At 70.5% G+C, this 19,349-nt stretch carries 16 protein-coding genes and 2 pseudogenes; 9 read left to right on the top strand and 9 right to left on the bottom strand.

Annotated elements, in window-relative coordinates; genetic code table 11:
* Positions 1 to 14 precede the first annotated feature (14 nt).
* The 3 genes and pseudogenes from R3F55_17670 to pdhA all read right to left on the bottom strand — a co-directional run bounded on the left by R3F55_17670 (position 15) and on the right by pdhA (position 3,857).
* Positions 15 to 1,337, bottom strand: coding sequence for a pyruvate dehydrogenase complex dihydrolipoamide acetyltransferase (locus R3F55_17670; protein MEZ5669227.1), 1,323 nt, complete (start codon positions 1,335 to 1,337; stop codon positions 15 to 17).
* Between the two features lie 16 nt (positions 1,338 to 1,353).
* Positions 1,354 to 2,728: pseudogene (locus tag R3F55_17665) on the bottom strand (pyruvate dehydrogenase complex E1 component subunit beta).
* A 103-nt stretch (positions 2,729 to 2,831) separates the two neighbouring features.
* Positions 2,832 to 3,857, bottom strand: a complete 1,026-nt coding sequence (gene pdhA, locus R3F55_17660) for a pyruvate dehydrogenase (acetyl-transferring) E1 component subunit alpha (protein ID MEZ5669226.1) — start codon at positions 3,855 to 3,857, stop codon at positions 2,832 to 2,834.
* Between the two features lie 348 nt (positions 3,858 to 4,205).
* On the opposite strand from pdhA, the gene R3F55_17655 reads away from it, so the two are divergent.
* On the top strand, positions 4,206 to 4,628 hold the full coding sequence (locus R3F55_17655) for a hypothetical protein (protein MEZ5669225.1): 423 nt from the start codon (positions 4,206 to 4,208) through the stop codon (positions 4,626 to 4,628).
* 16 nt (positions 4,629 to 4,644) lie between these two features.
* Here R3F55_17655 and R3F55_17650 read toward each other — a convergent pair whose 3' ends face one another.
* The 6 genes and pseudogenes from R3F55_17650 to tpiA form a co-directional block, all read right to left on the bottom strand.
* Positions 4,645 to 5,007 (bottom strand): septum formation initiator family protein, encoded by a 363-nt coding sequence (locus tag R3F55_17650; protein ID MEZ5669224.1) that lies wholly within the window; start codon positions 5,005 to 5,007, stop codon positions 4,645 to 4,647.
* A gap of 228 nt (positions 5,008 to 5,235) precedes the next feature.
* Complete coding sequence (gene eno / locus R3F55_17645) at positions 5,236 to 6,504, bottom strand: phosphopyruvate hydratase (GenBank protein MEZ5669223.1); 1,269 nt, start codon at positions 6,502 to 6,504, stop codon at positions 5,236 to 5,238.
* Positions 6,505 to 6,583: 79 nt separating this feature from the next.
* Positions 6,584 to 7,456 (bottom strand): 3-deoxy-8-phosphooctulonate synthase, encoded by an 873-nt coding sequence (gene kdsA / locus R3F55_17640; protein ID MEZ5669222.1) that lies wholly within the window; start codon positions 7,454 to 7,456, stop codon positions 6,584 to 6,586.
* Positions 7,456 to 9,083: pseudogene (locus tag R3F55_17635) on the bottom strand (CTP synthase). The gene kdsA and the pseudogene R3F55_17635 overlap by 1 nt, the downstream one beginning before the upstream one ends.
* Positions 9,084 to 9,145: 62 nt before the next feature.
* Complete coding sequence (secG, locus tag R3F55_17630; GenBank protein MEZ5669221.1) at positions 9,146 to 9,628, bottom strand: preprotein translocase subunit SecG; 483 nt, start codon at positions 9,626 to 9,628, stop codon at positions 9,146 to 9,148.
* 127 nt (positions 9,629 to 9,755) lie between these two features.
* Positions 9,756 to 10,496 carry a triose-phosphate isomerase gene (gene tpiA, locus R3F55_17625; GenBank protein ID MEZ5669220.1) on the bottom strand — a complete coding sequence of 247 codons (741 nt, stop codon included), beginning with the start codon at positions 10,494 to 10,496 and terminating at the stop codon, positions 9,756 to 9,758.
* A 191-nt stretch (positions 10,497 to 10,687) separates the two neighbouring features.
* Here tpiA and R3F55_17620 point away from each other — a divergent pair, with 191 nt between their 5' ends.
* From R3F55_17620 to lexA, 8 genes are all read left to right on the top strand, one after another.
* Positions 10,688 to 12,583 (top strand): SurA N-terminal domain-containing protein, encoded by a 1,896-nt coding sequence (locus tag R3F55_17620; protein MEZ5669219.1) that lies wholly within the window; start codon positions 10,688 to 10,690, stop codon positions 12,581 to 12,583.
* Positions 12,584 to 12,655: 72 nt separating this feature from the next.
* Entirely contained in the window at positions 12,656 to 14,185 is a 1,530-nt protein-coding gene (gene trpE / locus R3F55_17615) for an anthranilate synthase component I (GenBank protein ID MEZ5669218.1), read from the top strand.
* A gap of 142 nt (positions 14,186 to 14,327) precedes the next feature.
* The gene (locus R3F55_17610; GenBank protein ID MEZ5669217.1) at positions 14,328 to 14,915 is read left to right on the top strand and encodes an aminodeoxychorismate/anthranilate synthase component II; all 588 of its coding nucleotides are present in this window, start codon (positions 14,328 to 14,330) and stop codon (positions 14,913 to 14,915) included.
* A gap of 20 nt (positions 14,916 to 14,935) precedes the next feature.
* The gene (gene trpD / locus R3F55_17605; GenBank protein ID MEZ5669216.1) at positions 14,936 to 15,964 is read left to right on the top strand and encodes an anthranilate phosphoribosyltransferase; all 1,029 of its coding nucleotides are present in this window, start codon (positions 14,936 to 14,938) and stop codon (positions 15,962 to 15,964) included.
* A gap of 7 nt (positions 15,965 to 15,971) precedes the next feature.
* Complete coding sequence (trpC, locus tag R3F55_17600; protein ID MEZ5669215.1) at positions 15,972 to 16,784, top strand: indole-3-glycerol phosphate synthase TrpC; 813 nt, start codon at positions 15,972 to 15,974, stop codon at positions 16,782 to 16,784.
* A gap of 5 nt (positions 16,785 to 16,789) precedes the next feature.
* Positions 16,790 to 17,272: a cyclic pyranopterin monophosphate synthase MoaC gene (moaC, locus tag R3F55_17595; GenBank protein ID MEZ5669214.1), complete on the top strand. Its 483-nt coding sequence runs from the start codon at positions 16,790 to 16,792 to the stop codon at positions 17,270 to 17,272.
* A 10-nt stretch (positions 17,273 to 17,282) separates the two neighbouring features.
* Entirely contained in the window at positions 17,283 to 18,476 is a 1,194-nt protein-coding gene (locus R3F55_17590) for a molybdopterin molybdotransferase MoeA (protein MEZ5669213.1), read from the top strand.
* A 142-nt stretch (positions 18,477 to 18,618) separates the two neighbouring features.
* Positions 18,619 to 19,344: a transcriptional repressor LexA gene (lexA, locus tag R3F55_17585; protein MEZ5669212.1), complete on the top strand. Its 726-nt coding sequence runs from the start codon at positions 18,619 to 18,621 to the stop codon at positions 19,342 to 19,344.
* Positions 19,345 to 19,349: the final 5 nt, after the last annotated feature.

Raw genomic sequence — 19,349 nt, 5'->3', positions numbered from 1 at the left:
GGCAAAGACTTCGTTCAGAGCATCATCGAGAGCGGGTTCTCGATCAGCCCCTTGAACGCCTTCATGTATTCGGCACCGACCGCCCCGTCGACCACCCGGTGGTCGACCGACAGCGTGCACGACATCACGGTGGCGATGGCCAGTGCGCCGTCCTTGACCACCGGCCGCTGCTCGCCGGCGCCGATGGCCAGGATGCAGCCCTGCGGCGGGTTGATCACCGCCTCGAAGTGCTTGACGCCGAACATGCCGAGGTTGGACAGCGAGAAGGTGCCGCCCTGGTAGTCCTCGGGCACCAGCTTGCCCTCGCGCGCCTTCTTCGCCAGCGCCTTCATCTCCGACGAGATCGTGCCCAGGCCCTTGGTCTGGGCGGCGCGGATCACAGGCGTGATCAGCCCGCCCTCGATGGCGACGGCGACCGAGATGTCGGCCGATTTGTACATCTTGGCGCCTTCGTCGGTGTAGGAGGCGTTGGCGGCCGGCACCTTGATCAGCGCCAGCGCGCTGGCCTTGATGATGAAGTCGTTGACCGACAGCTTCGGGCCGCCCTCGCCCGACTGGTCGTTCAGCGTCTTGCGCATCGCCAGCAACGCGTCGAGCTCGCAATCGACGGTCAGGTAGAAGTGCGGCACGGTCTGCTTGGACTCGGTCAGGCGCCGCGCGATCACCTTGCGCATGCTGGTGTGCGGCACCAGTTCGAACGCCGGCTCGCCGGGCACGGCGGCGGCGGGCGCCGGGGCTGCCTTGGCCGGTGCTGCGGCCGCCTTCGCCTCGCCGGCCGGTGCGGCGGCGCGTGCCTTCGCGCCGCCCTTCAGCGCGGCCTCGACGTCGGCCTTGACGATCCGGCCGTGCGGGCCGCTGCCGGCGACGGCGCCGAGATCGAGCCCGGCCTGCCTGGCCATCCGCTTGGCCAGCGGACTGGCGGCGATCCGCCCGCCGGCGGCCGACGCGGCCGGCTGCGACGGTGCGGCGGCTGCCGGGGCATTGGCGGCAGGGGCGGCGGCCGGCTTCTGCGCCGGCGCCTCTGCCGGGGCGGCCGGCTTGGACGCGGCCGCGCCGCCGCCGGCGTCGAAGCCGTTCAGCGCGCTCTCGTCCTCGCCCTCCTCCAGGATCACCGCGATCGGCGTGTTCACCGCCACTTCCTCGGTGCCCTCGTCGACCAGGATCTTGCCGAGGATGCCTTCGTCGACCGCCTCGACCTCCATGGTTGCCTTGTCGGTCTCGATCTCGGCGATCACGTCGCCGGATGCGACCGCGTCGCCAGCGGCCTTGTGCCACTTGGCGAGCTTTCCTTCGGTCATCGTCGGCGACAGCGCCGGCATCAGCACGGGGATCGGCATCGGGATTCTCCGGTGTTCAGTCGCGGTAGCAGACGGCCTTGGCCGCGGCGACGATGTCGTCGACCTGCGGCAGGGCCATCCGCTCGAGATTGGCGGCATAGGGCAGCGGTACGTCCTTGCCGGTCACGCGCGCAACCGGCGCGTCGAGCCAGTCGAACGCCTGTTCCATCATCACCGCGGCCAGCTCGGAGCCGATCCCGGCGAAGGGCCAGCCCTCCTCGACCGCGACCAGGCGGTTGGTCTTCTTCACCGAACCGACCAGGGTCGCGGTGTCCAGCGGGCGGATGGTGCGCAGGTCGATCACCTCGGCGTCGATCCCCTCGCCCGCCAGCTTGTCCGCCGCCTCCAGCGCCCGCTCGCACATCAGCGAGAAGGCGGTGATGGTGACGTCGGCGCCCGGCCGCAGGATGCGCGCCTTGCCGATCGGCGCCACATAGTCGGGGTCGGTCGGCACGTCGTCGTGGGTGCGGCCGTACAGGATCTCGTTCTCGAGGAAGATCACCGGGTTCGGGTTGCGGATCGCGGCCTTCAGCAGCGCCTTGGAATCGCCGGCGCTGTAGGGCGCGATCACGATCAGCCCGGGCACGTGGCCGTACCAGCTGGCATAGCACTGCGAATGCTGGGCGGCGACGCGCGGCGGCGCCGTTGGGGCCGCGGAACACCACCGGGCTGCCCATCTGGCCGCCGGACATGTAGCGGGTCTTGGCGGCCGAGTTGATGATGTGGTCCATCGCCTGCATGGCGAAGTTGAAGGTCATGAACTCGACGATCGGGCGCAGGCCGTTGAAGGCGGCGCCGACCGCCAGGCCGGCGAAGCCGTGCTCGGTGATCGGCGTGTCGATCACCCGCCTGGCGCCGAATTCCTGCAGCAGGCCCTGGCTGATCTTGTAGGCGCCCTGGTACTCGGCCACCTCCTCGCCCATCAGGAAGACGGTGCCGTCGCGGCGCATCTCCTCCGCCATGGCATCGCGCAGCGCATCGCGCACCGTCATGCTGGCGGTCTCGCCGGTGTATTCGGGCGCGGCGGGCGCAGCCGGCTGCGGCGCCGCCGGCGCCGCCGCGGCGGCCGGGGCCGGTTCCGGCTCCGCCGCCGGCGCTGGCCTTGCGGCGGGGGCCGCGGACGCGCCGTTGAGGGCGGAGGCATCTTCGCCCTCCTCCAGCAACAGTGCGATCGGGGTGTTGACCGCCACCTCGTCGGTGCCCTCGGCGACGAGGATCTTGCCGATGACCCCTTCGTCGACCGCCTCGACCTCCATGGTCGCCTTGTCGGTTTCGATCTCGGCGAGGACGTCGCCGGAATTCACCGTGTCGCCTTCGGACTTCAGCCATTTGGCGAGCTTGCCCTCGGTCATCGTCGGCGACAGCGCGGGCATCAGGATTTCAATGGGCATCTTCGGCGCAGTCCTCAAATCAAGGATCGGGCGGGGATCGGACGGATGGCGGCGGGCGACGGACCGGGCCACCCGCGACGGACGGCGGCAGCCGGACGCATGGTCAGGCCTCGGCGAGCACGTCGGTGTAGAGCTCGGCGGGATCCGGTTCCTGGCTTTGCTGGGCGAATTCGGCGGCATCGGCCACCACGGCCTTGACGTCGCGGTCGATCTCCTTCAGCGCCGCCTCGTCGGCCTCGCCGCGGTCCATCAGCTTGGCGCGCGCATTGTCGATCGGGTCGTGCTGGTCGCGCATCTTGCTGACCTCCTCCTTCGACCGGTACTTGGCCGGATCGGACATGGAGTGGCCGCGGTAGCGGTAGGTCAGCATCTCGAGGATGACAGGGCCGTCGCCGCTGCGCGCGTGCTCGATGGCCTGGGTGGCGCTGGCATTCACCGCCTCGACGTCCATGCCGTCGACCTGGTGGCCGGGTATGCCGTAGGCGGCGCCGCGCTGGTGCAGGTCGGGGTTGGCCGAGGCGCGGGCGACGGAGGTGCCCATGCCGTATTTGTTGTTCTCGATCACGTAGACGACGGGCAGCTTCCACAGCGCGGCCATGTTGAAGCTCTCGTAGACCTGGCCCTGGTTGACCGCGCCGTCGCCGAGGTAGCACATCGCCACGCCGCTATCGCCGCTGTACTTGTGCGCGAAGGCGAGGCCGGTGCCGATCGGCACCTGTGCCGCGACGATGCCGTGCCCGCCGAAGAAGTTCTTCTCCTTCGAGAACATGTGCATCGAGCCGCCCTTGCCCTTGGAATAGCCGCCGCGCCGCCCGGTCAGCTCGGCCATCACGCCGCGCGCGTCCATGCCGGCCGCCAGCATGTGGCCGTGGTCGCGATAGCTGGTGACGACGGAATCCTGCTTCTGCGCCGACAGCTGCATGCCGACGACCACGGCTTCCTGACCGATATAGAGGTGGCAGAAGCCGCCGATCAGCCCCATGCCGTAAAGCTGGCCGGCCTTTTCCTCGAACCGGCGGATCAGGAGCATCTGGCGATAGGCTTCGAGCAGCGAATTGCCGCCGAGCCGGGAAGCGGCACCCGCTTTTTCCTTCGACTCCGCACGGGGTTTGCGCTTGGTCGCCGCCATGGACGGGTTTCCTCCTGTGATCGCTTTGCCAGCAAGCTGGCACGCGCGCACGGGTTAATCAATCCGCCATTGGCTTATTTTGTTTTCAAAGTGACGCCGGAAAAGGCGTTGAATTTCGCGGCCTAGCGCCCGCCGCAGGCCCGGCGGGAACCGTGCGCCGGCGCGTCCGTGGCCGAGGCGTCCCCGGCACGGCATGGCCCGACCCGTCCCATCCACGGCGCCCCGCGGTCCGGGCCGAAATGGGGTACCGACCCCATGGGGCCGGCGGACCCCAGCCCATAGCTTCCCCGGTGTCCAACGCCCGCCGTCGACCACCGCGGCGGCGGATCGCACCGAGAGGAGAACGAGATGACCGGACATGGACTGCGCCGCAAGGCCTTCGCCATCGCCACGATCGCCGCCGCCGGCATGCTCGGCGCCTGCATCGCCATGCCGATCGGTCCTGGCGTCGGCGGCCCCGCGCCGATACCGCAGCCACAACCCCAGCCCCAGCCGCAACCCCAGCCGCAGGAGCAGACGCGCACGTTCAACGATCCGCAGGTCGGCGGGCGCTGGGTCGACCTTTGCTATGCCGAGGGCTCCTGCCGACAGCAGCAGCAGATCGACCTGTTCTGCCAGCAGCAGGGATACGACGCGGCGGTGTCGTCCTATTCGCGCAACACCGTGATCTTTCAGACCAACGTACGGCTGGGCGACCAGTCGGTCTGCCGGTCGACCGGTGTCGGCAACTGCCACCGGGTGGCCAGCGTCACCTGCCGGCGCTCGGCGTAAGCGGGTGCGTGAGGCCCTAGTCGGCGGGCCCGGCCGGGCCCGCCGGCGCCGGCCGGTCGAAGATGACGACCTCATGCGGCCCGATATGGTTCAGCACCGCCCGGGCCCGTTCGCGCAGCATGTCCAGCGACAGGGTGCTGGACCGGCCGCCGCTGCCCGGCCGCAGCAGCGAAACCTCGTGCTCCAGCACCGCGCGCTCGTCGGCCACGGCGGCAAGCTCGGCCGTGGCCTCGGCCAGGGATTCCTGCAGGCGCCAATAGGCCAGCAGGCCGCGCTCGCCGTTGACGGCGTGATAGGCGAAATAGCTAAGCGTCAGCAGCCCTGCCACCGCCGGCAGGACGGCGCGGGAGCGGGATCGCAACTCGCGGAACAACGCCATCGCCGCACCGAATCACGGATCAAGACGCCGGTCAACGGGAATTGCGGGCGCCGATTCTGCCAATGGAGTCACCCGGTTGTGCCGCTATGCCGAGTCGTCGGCCGGCAACGCAACGGCCGTCGCCCGGGCGGTCTCAGATAGTCCGGCCAAGCCTTTGATAATCGATATATCTTCCCGGTATGGCGGAAACGCGTCCTTGTGAATGGGCAGCACGCGCTGCCACAAGACTCAGCGCCGCCAGCGCGCGTACTGCGCCGCGTTGCTCAGCTGCTCCTCGATGCGCAGCAGCTGGTTGTACTTGGCCATGCGGTCGGTGCGCGACAGCGAGCCGGTCTTGATCTGCCCGCAGTTGGTGGCCACCGCCAGGTCGGCGATGGTGGCGTCCTCGGTCTCGCCCGAGCGGTGCGACATCACCGCGCTGTAGGCGGCCCGGTGCGCCATCGCCACCGTCTCCATCGTCTCGGTCAGCGAGCCGATCTGGTTGACCTTGACCAGCACCGAGTTGGCTGCGCCGGACTTGATGCCGCGATGCAGGCGGGCGGTGTTGGTGACGAACAGGTCGTCGCCGACCAGCTGGACCGAGCCGCCGATGGCGGCGGTCAGCGCCACCCAGCCGTCCCAGTCGTCCTCGGCCATGCCGTCCTCGATCGAGGCGATCGGGTAGCGCTTGGTCAGGTCGGTCAGATAGGCGACCATCTCGTCGGAGCCGAGGGTCTTGCCCTCGCCCGCCAGCAAGTACTTGCCGTCCCGGTAGTATTCGGTCGCGGCACAGTCGAGCGCCAGCAGCACGTCGTCGCCCGGCTTGCGCCCTGCCGCCTCGATCGCGCCCATGATGAAGCCAAGCGCCTCGTCGGTGCTCGACACATTGGGGGCGAAGCCGCCCTCGTCGCCGACATTGGTGTTGTGGCCGGCGTCCTTCAGCGCCTTCTTCAGCGCCTGGAACACCTCGGCGCCGGTGCGCAGCGCCTCGGCGAAGGTCTCGGCGCCGACCGGCATGATCATGAATTCCTGGATGTCGACCGGGTTGTCGGCATGGGCGCCGCCGTTGAGGATGTTCATCAGCGGGATCGGCAGCACATGCGCGTTGGCACCGCCGACATAGCGGTACAGCGGCAGACCGGCGTGGTCGGCCGCCGCCTTGGCCACCGCCAGCGACACGCCGAGGACGGCATTCGCGCCGAGCCGGCCCTTGTTGGCCGAGCCGTCGAGCGCCAGCATCGCGGCGTCGACCAGCCGCTGCTCGTTCGCGTCCATGCCGATCACCACGTCGCGGATCTCGCCGTTGACCGCGTTGACCGCCTTGGTCACGCCCTTGCCGCCATAGCGGGCCTTGTCGCCGTCGCGCAGCTCGACCGCCTCGTGCGCGCCGGTGGAGGCGCCGGACGGCACCGCAGCCCGGCCGAAGCCGCCGCTGGCCAGATGCACGTCGACCTCGACGGTCGGGTTGCCGCGGCTGTCCAGGATCTCGCGGCCCACGATATCGATGATCTCGCTCATCGGGCGTCTCCTCACGGCTGCAGGGCGGTCTGCCCGGACGCGGGCGCCGCCATGTTGACGGGTCGCGATGCGCGCGCGGTCAGGCCACCGCCACCGGGCGGGCCTTGGCCAGCGCGTCGAACTGCATTAACGTCTCAAGAATTTCCGGTAATTCGTTGAACTTTATCATATTTGGCCCGTCGGACGGTGCGTTGTCCGGGTCGCGGTGGGTCTCCATGAATACCGCCGCCACGCCGACCGCCACCGCCGCGCGGGCCAGCACCGGCGCGAATTCGCGCTGGCCGCCGGAGCGGGCACCCATGCCGCCCGGCTGCTGCACCGAATGGGTGGCGTCGAACACCACCGGGTGGCCGGTCCGCGCCATGATCGGCAGCGCGCGCATGTCGGAAACCAGGGTGTTGTAGCCGAAGCTGACGCCGCGCTCGCACAGCAGCGCGTTCGGGTTGCCGGCGCCGTCGATCTTGGCGGCGACGTTGGCCATGTCCCACGGCGCCAGGAACTGGCCCTTCTTGACGTTGATCGCGCGCCCGGTGCGGGCGGCAGCGACCAGCAGGTCGGTCTGGCGGCACAGGAACGCCGGGATCTGCAGCACGTCGACGGCCTCGGCCACCGGCGCGCATTGTTCCGGTGCGTGCACGTCGGTCAGCACCGGGCAGCCCCAGCGCTCGCGCACCTCGGCCAGGATCGGCAGCGCCGCGGCCATGCCGATGCCGCGCGGGGCGTCGCCCGCCGTGCGGTTGGCCTTGTCGAACGACGTCTTGTAGATCAGGCCGATGCCGAGCCGGCCGCACAGCTCGACCAGCGCCTGGCTCATCTCCAGTGCGTGCTCCCGGCTCTCCAGCGCGCAGGGACCGGCGATCAGGGTCAGCGGCATCCGGTTGCCGACGCTGAGCGCACCGATCTTGACCACACGCTGGGCCGGACCCTGGACGGCCGGGTCGCTCTCCGCCATCAGACCAGCCTCTCCTGCTCGATCGCGGCGCGCACGAAGCTGGTGAACAGCGGGTGCGGCCGGTCTGGGCGCGACTTCAGCTCGGGGTGGAACTGGACGCCGATGAACCACGGATGGTCCTCGCGCTCGACGATCTCGGGCAGCCGCCCGTCGGGCGACATGCCGGAAAGCGCAGGCCCGCCGCCTCGAGCTGGCCGCGATAGTTGATGTTGACCTCGTAACGGTGGCGATGGCGCTCGCTGATGCTGCCGGCCTCATAGATCTCGGCCACCTTGCTGCCGGGCGAAAGCACCGCCGGATAGGCGCCCAGCCGCATGGTACCGCCCAGGTCGTCCTCGCCGGAGCGGGTCTCCAGCCGGTTGTCGCGCACCCATTCGGTCAGCAGGCCGACCACCGGCTCCGGGCACGGCCCGAATTCGGTGGAGTTGGCGCCGGCCAGCCCGGCCAGGTTGCGCGCCGCCTCGATCACCGCCATCTGCATGCCGAAACAGATGCCCAGATAAGGCACGTTGTGCTCACGCGCGAAGGCGGCGGCACGGATCTTGCCCTCGGCGCCGCGCTCGCCGAATCCGCCCGGCACCAAGATGCCGTGGACGCCGGCGAGATGGTGCACCGCGTCCTCGCGCTCGAAGATCTCCGAGTCGATCCAGTCGATCTGCACCCGCACGTTGTTGGCGATACCGCCGTGGGCCAGCGCCTCGCCCAGCGACTTGTAGGCGTCGAGCAGGCTGGTGTACTTGCCGACGATGGCGATGCGCACCTGCCCGTCGGGCATGGTCGCCCGGCGGCAGATTTCCTCCCAGCCGCCCAGGTCGGGCTTCGGCGCGTCTTCCAGCCCGAAATGGCGGCAGACCTCGTCGTCGAACCCCTCCTGGTGCAGCAGCAGCGGCACCCGGTAGATGGTGTCGGCGTCGATCGCCGGAATCACCGCGTTGCGGCGCAGGTTGCAGAACAGCGCGATCTTGCGCCGGGCATCGTCCGGAATCGGCCGGTCGCAGCGGCACAGCAGGATCGACGGCTGGATGCCGAGCCCGAGCAGCTCCTTCACCGAATGCTGGGTCGGCTTGGTCTTCAGTTCGCCCGCCGACGGGATGAACGGCACCAGCGTCAGGTGCACGAACAGGCTGCGATCCGCTGCCAGCTCGTTGCCGAGCTGGCGGATCGCCTCGAGGAACGGCAGGCCCTCGATGTCGCCGACCGTGCCGCCGATCTCGACGATGGTGAAGTCGGCGCCCTCGGGGTCGGCGGTGATGAAGTCCTTGATCGCGTCGGTGACGTGCGGGATCACCTGGATGGTCGCGCCGAGATAGTCGCCGCGCCGCTCGCGCGCGATCACCTCGGAATAGATCCGCCCGGTGGTCAGGTTGTCGTTCTGACGGGTCGGAACGCCGGTGAAGCGCTCATAGTGGCCGAGGTCGAGGTCCGTCTCCGCGCCGTCGTCGGTGACATAGACCTCGCCGTGCTGATACGGGCTCATCGTGCCCGGATCGACGTTGAGATAGGGGTCCAGCTTGCGCAGGCGCACGCTGAACCCGCGCGCCTGCAGCAGCGCCCCGAGCGCCGCCGCCGACAGGCCCTTGCCCAGCGACGAGGCGACGCCCCCCGTGACGAAAATGAATCGCGTCATGGGAGGTCAGTCTAGCCGGTTCGGCGGTGCGAGCGAAATGATCCTTTGGCGAACCGGCACGGTCACTGTGCCGGCGCGTCGGCGTCGTCGCCGGACGGGCCGTCGGCCGGCTCGCCATCGGCCGGCGCGGCGTCGTCGCCCGCGGCGCCGGACTGGCCGGACGCCGCCGCGTCGTCGCCGGTCGCTGTCGCGCCCTCGGCGTCGGTCGCCGCCGGCTGGTCGCCAGTCGCCTGGTCCTCAGTCGGCTGGTCGGCAGTCGGCTCTGTCGCCTGTCCCGTCGTCTCGGTGGGCGCGCCCTCGTCGTCGAGGAACGAACCGCGCTCCAGGCCGGCGACGATGGCCAGCGCGATGCAGTTGACGAAGAACAGCGTCGCCAGCACCGCCGTGGTGCGGGTGAGCAGGTTCGAGGCCGAGCGGCTGGTCATCATGCCGGCGCCGCCGCCGCCGCCGAGACCGCCCATGCCGCCCTCGTTGCGCTGGATCAGGATCACCCCGACCAGGCCGATCGCCAGCAGAATCTGGATGACGAGAAGAACCGTGCTCATGAAAACCGATGGTCTGTTGAGAGAAGGCGCGCCAAATCGGCGGCGGACGCACCCGGCCGCCCGCCACGACCGCCGGGTTGTAGTGCCTTTGCCGCCGCTTGCCTAGCCCGGAATGCGGTTGTGCGGGTCAGGCGGTGACGATGCCCAGGAAATCCGCGGCCTTCAGGCTGGCGCCGCCGACCAGCGCGCCGTCGACATCGGCGGTGGCCAGGATCTCCGCCGCGTTGCCCGGCTTGACCGAGCCGCCGTAGAGCAGCGCGACCCGGGCCGGGTCGCCGACCAGCCCGGCGAGGCAGCGGCGCAGATGGGCATGGGCGTCGGCCACCTGTTCCGGCGTCGCCGTGCGGCCGGTACCGATCGCCCAGACCGGCTCGTAGGCGACCACGACGTCCGCGCCGGCGCAACCCGGCGGCACCGAGTCCGCCAGCTGCCCGGCCAGCACCGCCTCGGTCCGGCCGGCGTCGCGCTCGGCCTCGGTCTCGCCGATGCACACGATCGGGGTCAGCCCGGCGGCCAGGGCGGCCTGTGCCTTCTCCCGCACCAGCGCGCTCGATTCGCCATGGTTCTGGCGGCGCTCGGAATGACCGACGATGACGTGGCTGCAACCCAGGTCGGCCAGCATCGGCGCGGCGATGTCGCCGGTGTGCGCCCCGCTCGCCGCCGGATGGCAGTCCTGCCCGCCGACCAGCACGCCGCTGCCGGCGACGGCGGCCAGCACCTCGGCCAGCAGGGTCGCCGGCGGGCACAGCAGCACCGACGGACCGAACGGGCCCGCCTCGGCCACAGCCGCGGCCAGCGCCCGGCCGTCGGCGCGCAGCATGTTCATCTTCCAGTTGCCGGCGATCAGCCGCCGCGGCCGTTCTGCCATGTCGCTTCCTCTCCCGACCGGGCCCGCAAATGGGGCGGATGCAGCGCCGCCGTCACAAAAGCGCCAGCTCGGTGTTGCAGGCCATGGGCGCGGTTCCTATGATCCGGCGCCCTTCGGACCGGGACCATGTCGGTTGCCGCGGTGCTTGGCAAGTGCGGCCGCGGCCGCCAAGGCGGAGACTGGAAGCCTCGATGCTGACCTCGATGCGCAAGACGTCGTCTTCCCTGTTCGTGAAGCTGCTGTTCGTGCTGCTTATCGCCAGCTTTGCGATCTGGGGCATCGGCGACGTGCTGCGGCCGTCGGCCGGCGGCGGCCCGATCGAGGTCGGCGACAAGCAGATCGGCCTGGCCACCATCGACCGCGAGTTCCGCGGCATCCTCGACCAGCAGTCGCGGGCCGTCGGCTTCCGCTTCACCCCGGCGATGGGCCTGCAGTTCGGCATGCTGGACCGGGCGATCAGCAACGTGGTCACCCGGGCACTGTACGACAATCTGGCCACCGACCTGGGCATCCGCATCGACGACGAATCGGTGCGCGACTTCATCCGCGACCGGCTGGGCTTCAGGACCGACGACGGCCGTTTCGACCGCGCCGCGTTCGAGCAGGAGCTGCGCAACCGGCAGGTCACCGAGGACGCCTTCGTCGAGGAGCTGCGTGCCGACATCGCCCGCGACGACCTGGTTCGCACGGTCGGCGCCGGCATCCGCCTGCCCAACGCGCTGGCCGCGGCGCTGCATGCCTATCGCGAGGAAACGCGCGTCGCCGACTATTTCAAGATCGCGGCCGAGGACATGCCGGCCCCCGCGGCGCCGGCCGAGGACGTGCTGACCGCCTATTACGAGGCCAACGGCGAGCTCTACATGGCGCCGGAGTTCCGCAGCGGCGACGTCGTGGTGCTCGATCCGGCGGAGATCGCCGCCGGCATCGCCGTCGACGACGAACAGCTGAACGAGGAGTTCCTCTACCAGCGCGATTCGCTCTATGTGCCGGAGCGCCGGACGGTCGAGCAGATGATCCTCGCCGATGCGGCGCAGGCCGAGGCCGCGGCGGCAGCGCTGGGCGAGGGCCGCGACTTCGCGTCGGTGGCGAGCGAGGTCGCCGGCCAGGACGCGGCGGCGCTGGCGATGGGCGCGTTCAGCAGCGACGAATGGTTCGTGGCGGAGGCGAAGGACGCGCTGTTCGACGGCGACGTCGGCGCGGTCAGCGCGCCGGTCGAGACCCCGCTCGGCTGGCGCATCTATCGCGTCACCGCGATCGAGCCGGGCCGCGAGGCCGAGCTGGACGACGTGCGCGACACCCTGATCGACGAGATCAGGACGCGCATCGCCCGGGACGAGATCTTCGACCTGGCCGGGCGGGTGCAGGACGAGATGGCCGGCGGCGCCAGCCTGGCCGAGGCGGCGCGGACGCTGGAGATCGCCGTGCAGCCGGTCGGCCCGATTTCCGCGGACGGCCAGGATCCCGAGGGGCTCGACACGGTCATCCCCGGCGGCGATCCGGTCGTCGCCGCGCTGTTCGAGCAGGCGCCGGACGCCGACCCGGACCAGCGCGACCTGCCGGGCGGCGGGGTGTTCTTCGTCGCCGTGACCGTGGTGACGGAGCCGGCGGTGCGCCCGCTGGCGGAGGTGCGCGACACCGTGCTGGCCGACTGGACCGCCGACCAGCAGATGGAGGCGGCCCGCGCGCTGGCCCAGACCGCAAAGGACGCGCTGGCCGCCGGCACCGGCTTCGGCGCCGTCGCGGACGCGCACAGCCTGCTGCCGCTGGTCGCCACCGGCATCCGCCGCGACGGCAGCGAGAATGCGGGCCTGCCCTCCGGCCTTGCCGCCACGCTGTTCGAGGCCGCGGTCGGCGCCGCCGATTCCGAGGAAGCGCCGGCCGAGCGGGCGGTCTATGTCGCGCAGCTGAAGGAGATCGTGCCGGCGCCGGAGGATGCGGAGGCGCTGAACACCGTGCGCATGCAGGTCAGCGCCCAGGCGACGTCCGATCTCTACACCGCGCTCGGCACCGAATTGCAGGGCCGGTACGAGACCGCGATCCAGAGCGATTTCATCCAGCAAAGCTTCTCGCAAAGCTACAGCCAGTAGGCTATGTCCTACCGCAGCCCATACATGCGCACCCGAACGGACAACGACGATGGATGACAAGGCTGACGGCCCATGGCGATCGCACCGGATTTCGACCAGTTCGTCGCCGAGTATGACGCTGGCAGGCCGCAGCTTGTCTGGACGCGCCTGATCGCCGACCTGGAGACGCCGGTTTCGGCGTTCATGAAGCTAGCCGACGGGCTGCCCAACAGTTTCCTGCTCGAATCGGTCGAAGGCGGCAAGCTGCGCGGCCGCTACTCGATCATCGGCCTGAAGCCGGACCTGATCTGGCGCTGCAAGAACGACCGCGCCGTGATCAACCGGCGCGCGCGCGCCACGCCCGGCGATCCGGCCGCCTTCGAGCCCTGCCCGGTCGGCGAGGCGAACGGTGCGCTCGCCTCGCTGCGCGCGCTGCTGGCCGAGTGCGAGGTCGCGATCCCGAAGGCGCTGCCGCCGATGGCCTGCGGGCTGTTCGGCTATCTCGGCTACGACATGGTCCGCCAGATGGAGCGGCTGCCGGATTCCAATCCGGATCCGCTCGACGTGGCCGACGCGATCCTGCTGCGGCCGTCGATCGTCGCGGTGTTCGACAGCGTCGAGGACCTGGTCACCATCGTCACGCCGGTGTGGCCGGCCGACGGGCTGTCGGCGGAACGGGCCTACACCCTGGCCCGCGAGCGGCTGGCCGACGTGATGACCGACCTGCGCCGCTCGCTGCCCAACCGGCGCGAGCCGCGCGCCGCACTGGACGGCAAGATCGAGCCGGTGTCGAACCTGGACCCGGCCGGCTACCGCGCCATGGTGGAGAAGGCGAAGGAATACATCCGGGCCGGCGACATCTTCCAGGTGGTGCCGTCGCAGCGCTTCCGCTTCCCGTTCAAACTGCCGGCGCTCAGCCTCTATCGCTCGCTGCGCCGGCTCAACCCGTCGCCATTCCTGTTCTTCTTCGACTTCGACGACCTGTCGCTGGTCGGCTCCAGCCCGGAGATCATGGTGCGGCACCGCGACGGCGTGGTCACCATCCGGCCGCTGGCCGGCACGCGCCGCCGCGGCGCGACCCCGGCCGAGGACCGCGCGCTGTCGGCCGACCTGCTCGCCGACCCGAAGGAACTGGCCGAGCACCTCATGCTGCTCGACCTGTCGCGCAACGACGTCGGCCGGGTGGCGGAGATCGGCTCGGTCGAGGTCACCGAGCGCGAGGTGATCGAGTATTATTCGCACGTGATGCACATCGTCTCCAACGTCGAGGGCCGGCTGCGCGCCGACAAGACCGCCCTGGACGCGCTGATCGCCGGCTTTCCGGTCGGCACCGTCACCGGGGCGCCGAAGGTGCGGGCGATGGAGATCATCGACGAGCTGGAGTCGGAGCGCCGCGGCGTCTACGCCGGCGCGGTCGGCTATTTCGGCGCCGACGGGGCGATGGACACCTGCATCGCCCTTCGCACCGCGGTGCTGAAGGACGGCACCTGCTATGTCCAGGCCGGCGGCGGCGTGGTCGCCGACAGCGACCCGCAGGCCGAGTATGAGGAAAGCTGCAACAAGGCACGCGCGCTGATGCGCGCCGCCGAGGACGCGCTCAGCTTCGCGGCCGACGGATTCTAGGCATGATGCTTACTCGGGGAACAACGAAGCAGCCAAAGCCGCTAGGCAATGAGCCTAACGGCACTGGTGGCACGGCTGCAACGTGTGACACGTGTCACACGCCGACTCGCTGCGACTCAGCATACCAGAACGGCACGGCGCCATGTTGCTGCTGATCGACAATTACGACAGTTTCACCTACAACCTCGTCCACTTCCTCGGCGAGTTGGGGGCGGAATGCGATGTGGTCCGCAACGACGCCGTGCCCGTCGACGAGGCGATCGGGCGCGGCCGCGAGGGCATCATCCTGTCGCCCGGCCCCTGCGACCCCGACAAGGCCGGCATCTGCCTGGCCGTGATCGCTGCGGCGGCCGAACGCGCCACGCCGGTGCTCGGCGTCTGCCTTGGCCACCAGGCCATCGGCCAGAGCTTCGGCGGGCGCGTGGTGCGGGCGCCGGCGCCCCTGCACGGCAAGACCAGCGCGATCCGCCACCAGGGCACCGGACTGTTCGCCGGGCTCCCGGACGGCTTCACCGCCACCCGCTATCATTCCCTGATGGTCGCGCGCGAGGATCTGCCGGCGTGCCTGGAGGTCAACGCCTGGTCCGACGATGGGGTGATCATGGGCTTCCGGCACCGTACGCTGCCGATCCACGGCCTGCAGTTCCACCCGGAAAGCATCGCTACCGCGCATGGGCACGACCTGCTGCGCAACTACCTCGCCGTCGTCGCCGCCGCGGCGCGCCAATAGGACAACCGGGGACCGAGACGATGACGCCCACCCTTCCGTCGATCAAGGCCGTGCTTGCGACCATCGCCGCCGGCGGCACGCTCAGCGAGGGCGACGCCGAACACACATTCGACCTGCTGATGTCGGGCGACGTCACGCCATCGCAAATGGGCGCGCTGCTGATGGGCATGCGCGTGCGCGGCGAGACCATCGACGAGATCACCGGCGCTGCGCGCGCCATGCGCGCCAAGGCGCTGGCCGTCGAGGCACCGGCCGGCGCGATCGACACCTGCGGCACCGGCGGCGACGTCAAGGGCACCCACAACATCTCCACCGCAGCGGCCATCGTGCTGGCCGGTTGCGGGGTGACCGTTGCCAAGCACGGCAACGTGGCGCGGTCGTCGAAGTCGGGCTCTGCCGATGTGCTGGCCGCTCTGGGCGTCAATCTCGAGGCCGACCTGGCTGCGTTCTCGCGCAGCCTGGAGCAGGCGCGGATCGGGTTCATGCTGGCCCAACGCCATCACGGTGCCATGCGCAACGTCGGCCCGACCCGGGTCGAATTAGGTACGGCAACTATTTTCAACATCCTGGGGCCGTTGGCCAACCCGGCGGGCACGCGCCGGCAGCTGATTGGGGTTTATGCCGACCACTGGATCCGGCCGATGGCCGAGGTGCTGAACCGCCTGGGTTGCGAGCGGGCCTGGGTGGTGCACGGCAGCGACGGCATGGACGAGTTGACCACCTGCGGCACCAGCCGCGTCGCCGAAGTCCGCGACGGCACCATCGCCGAGTTCGAGATCGACCCGACCAGCCTGGGGCTGCCTCTGGCGCAGCCGAGCGACCTGGCCGGCGACGACGCCGCCACCAACGCGGCGGCGATCCGCGCCCTGCTCGCCGGCCAGACCGGGCCGCTGCGCGACATCGTGCTGCTCAACGCCGCCGCCGGGCTGGTGGTCGCCGATGCCGCGGTCGACCTGACCGATGGCCTGGCCCAGGGCGCCGCCGCGATCGAATCCGGCGCCGCCGCGGCCGCGCTGGACAAGATGGCGCGCATCTCGCGCGGCGGCTGAGACGGCCATGGCCAGCGTTCTCGACAAGATTTGCGCCGACAAGCGCGTGCATGTGGCAGCCAGCAAGGCCCGGCGGCCGCTGGCCGCGGTCGAGGCGGCGGCACGGCACGCGGCGCCGGTCCGCGGCTTCCGCGCGAGGCTGGCCGAGAAGGCTGCGAGCGGCTACGGTCTGATCTGCGAAATCAAGAAAGCATCGCCCTCCAAGGGATTGATTCGAGAGGATTTCGATCCGGAGGACCTGGCCCGTGCCTATGCCGCCGGCGGTGCCGCCTGCCTGTCCGTGCTGACCGACGTGCCCTATTTCCAGGGTGACGATTCCTATCTGGTCGCCGCCCGTGCCGCGGTCGACCTGCCGGTGCTGCGCAAGGACTTCATGGTCGACACCTACCAGGTTGCTGAGGCGCGGGCGCTCGGTGCCGACTGCATCCTCGTCATCATGGCCGCGGTCGACGACGGCCTCGCCGGCGAGCTGATGGCGGCCGCGGCAGCGTGGGGCATGGACGTGCTGGTCGAGGTCCACGACGCGGATGAGATGGCGCGCGCCGCACGGCTGCAACCCAGCATGGTCGGCATAAACAATCGCAATCTCAAGATGTTGTCCGTCGATCTTGCAACGACGGAGGCGCTGGCTGCGCTGGCGCCGTCGGGCGCTCTGCTGGTCTGCGAGAGCGGGCTGGGCAGTCGCGCCGACCTCGACCGCATGGCGCGGGTCGGCGCCCGCTGCTTCCTGATCGGCGAATCCTTCATGCGCCAGCCCGACGTGACGGCGGCGGTGCGCGCCATGCTGCTGCCGGCGCCGGCCGGCGCGGCGGCGGAGTGAAGGCGATGAGCGGCGGCCTGACCCATTTCGACGCCGACGGCGCGGCGCGCATGGTCGACGTCTCCACCAAGGCCGAGACCGCGCGCGTCGCCGTTGCCGCCGCGCGCGTCGAGATGGCGCCCGCCACCCTGGCGGCGATCCGCGGCGGCACCGCGGCGAAGGGCGACGTGCTCGGCGTGGCCCGCATCGCCGGCATCATGGCGGCGAAGCGCACCCACGAGCTGATCCCGCTGTGCCATCCCCTGCCCCTGGCGGCGGTCGAGATCGCGTTCGAGACCGCCGATGCGCCGGTGCCGGCCGTCCACATCAGGGCGACGGCGAAGACCACCGGGCGGACCGGGGTGGAGATGGAGGCACTGACCGCCGCCGGCATCGCGGCGCTGACGGTCTACGACATGTGCAAGGCCGTCGATCGCGCCATGCGGATCGAGGGCGTGCGGCTGCTGCACAAGTCCGGCGGCAAGTCCGGCACCTACGACGCGGCCTGAGGACGCGGGCATGCTGTCGGTCGACGAGGCGCTGGCGCGACTGACCGCGGATGTGCCGCGGCTGGCGGTCGAGCAGGTCGGCATCGCCGAGGCGGTCGGCCGCGTGCTGGCCGAGGACCTGGCGGCCCGTCTGACCAAGCCGCCGACCGACGTCTCCGCCATGGACGGCTATGCGGCGCGGGCCGCCGACGTCGCCGCCGTGCCGGCGACGCTGCGCGTGGTGGCGGAACTGCCGGCCGGCGTGCACGATGCCGGCCGGATCGGCCCGGGCGAGGCGGCGCGGATCTTCACCGGGGCCCCCCTGCCCGCCGGTGCCGACACCATCGTCATCCAGGAAAACACGACCGCGGCGGACGGCCAGGTGACGGTGCACGAGACCGCCGCGCTCGGCCGCTACGTCCGCAAGGCCGGGCTCGACTTCGCAGCCGGTGCGGTCGGCCTGCGCGCCGGCCTGCGGCTGGCGCCGCGCCACATCGCGCTGGCCGCGGCGATGAACCGCCCGTGGCTCAGGGTCTATCGCCGGCCGCGGGTGGCGGTGCTGTCCACCGGCGACGAGATCGTCGGGCCGGGCGATCCGATCGGGCCGAACCAGGTGGTCAGCGCCAACGCACTGGCGCTGGCGGCCTTCATCCGCGCCGAGGGCGGCGAGCCGGTCGACCTCGGCATCGCCGCAGACCGGCCGGAGGCGCTGCACGAGCGTGCCGCCCAGGCCCGCGGCTGCGACCTGCTGGTCACCACCGGCGGCGCCTCGGTCGGCCGACACGACCTGGTCCAGAGCGCGCTGGGCGCGGTCGGGCTCGCGGTCGATTTCTGGAAGATCGCGGTCCGTCCCGGCAAGCCGCTGATCCACGGCCGCATCGGCGGCATCCCCATGCTCGGGCTGCCGGGCAATCCCGTCTCGTCCCTGGTTTGTGCGCTGTTGTTCCTGCGACCGCTGCTGGCCGCCATGCACGGCAGCGCCACCGGCCGCGCCGCAACGCTGCCCGCCATCCTCGGCACGGCGCTCGGCGCGAACGACAACCGCGAGGACTATCTGCGCGCCGCGCTGGCCCGCGATTCCGCCGGCCGGCTGGTCGCCACGCCCTTCCCGGTGCAGGACAGCTCGATGCTTGCGATCCTGGCCCATTCCGACGGCCTGGTGATCCGCGCGCCCCATGCGCCCGCCTTGCCCGCCGGCGCGCCCGTCGAGGTGTTGCCGCTTTAGTTCCGCCTGGCTTGACGGCACTAGGGAACCTAAATAGAACATTCGGTGTTATGCGTTTGTTCCGATTCGGCGACGCACAAAACCACGCCGGGCACGCACCGCACAGGCTGCGCGCCGGGCGACAGACACGGGAACCGCCGTCATGTTGACCCGCAAGCAGCACGAGTTGCTGCTGTTCATCAACGAACGCATCAAGGCCGAGGGCATCTCGCCGTCGTTCGACGAGATGAAGGACGCCCTCGACCTGAAGTCGAAATCCGGCATCCACCGCCTGATCACCGGCCTGGAGGAGCGCGGCTTCCTCAAGCGCCTGCCGCATCGCGCCCGCGCGCTGGAGGTGATCCGCCTGCCCGACGACGCCGCGGTCGATGCCGCCGACCGGCGCGGCCGCCGGCGCACACGCTCCTTCGCCCCGAACGTGATCGAGGGACGGTTCAGCACGGTGATCCGGGCCCGCGGCGCCCGCGCGGTCGAGGGCGGCAACGGCGCCCAGCCGATCCCGCTCTACGGCCGGATCGCGGCCGGCATGCCGATCGAGGCGCTGCGCGACCATAGCGTCACCATCGACATCCCCACCGCCCTGCTCGGCCGCGGCGAATACTACGCGCTGGAGGTCGCCGGCGATTCGATGATCGAGGCCGGCATCTTCGACGGCGACGTCGTGGTGATCGAGCGGCGCGACGCGGCGGAGAACGGCGACATCGTCGTCGCGCTGGTCGACGACCAGGAGGTGACGCTGAAGCGGATCCGCCGGCGCAAGGACTCGATCGCACTGGAACCGGCGAACAAGTCGTACGAGACCCGCATTTTCGGCCCGGACCGGGTCAAGGTGCAGGGCCGCCTGATCGCGCTGATCCGCCGCTACTGACCGCG

The organism is Alphaproteobacteria bacterium (genome assembly GCA_041396705.1).
Classification (GTDB): Bacteria; Pseudomonadota; Alphaproteobacteria; order CALKHQ01; family CALKHQ01; genus CALKHQ01.
This window is presented reverse-complemented; position numbering and strand designations above follow the sequence as displayed.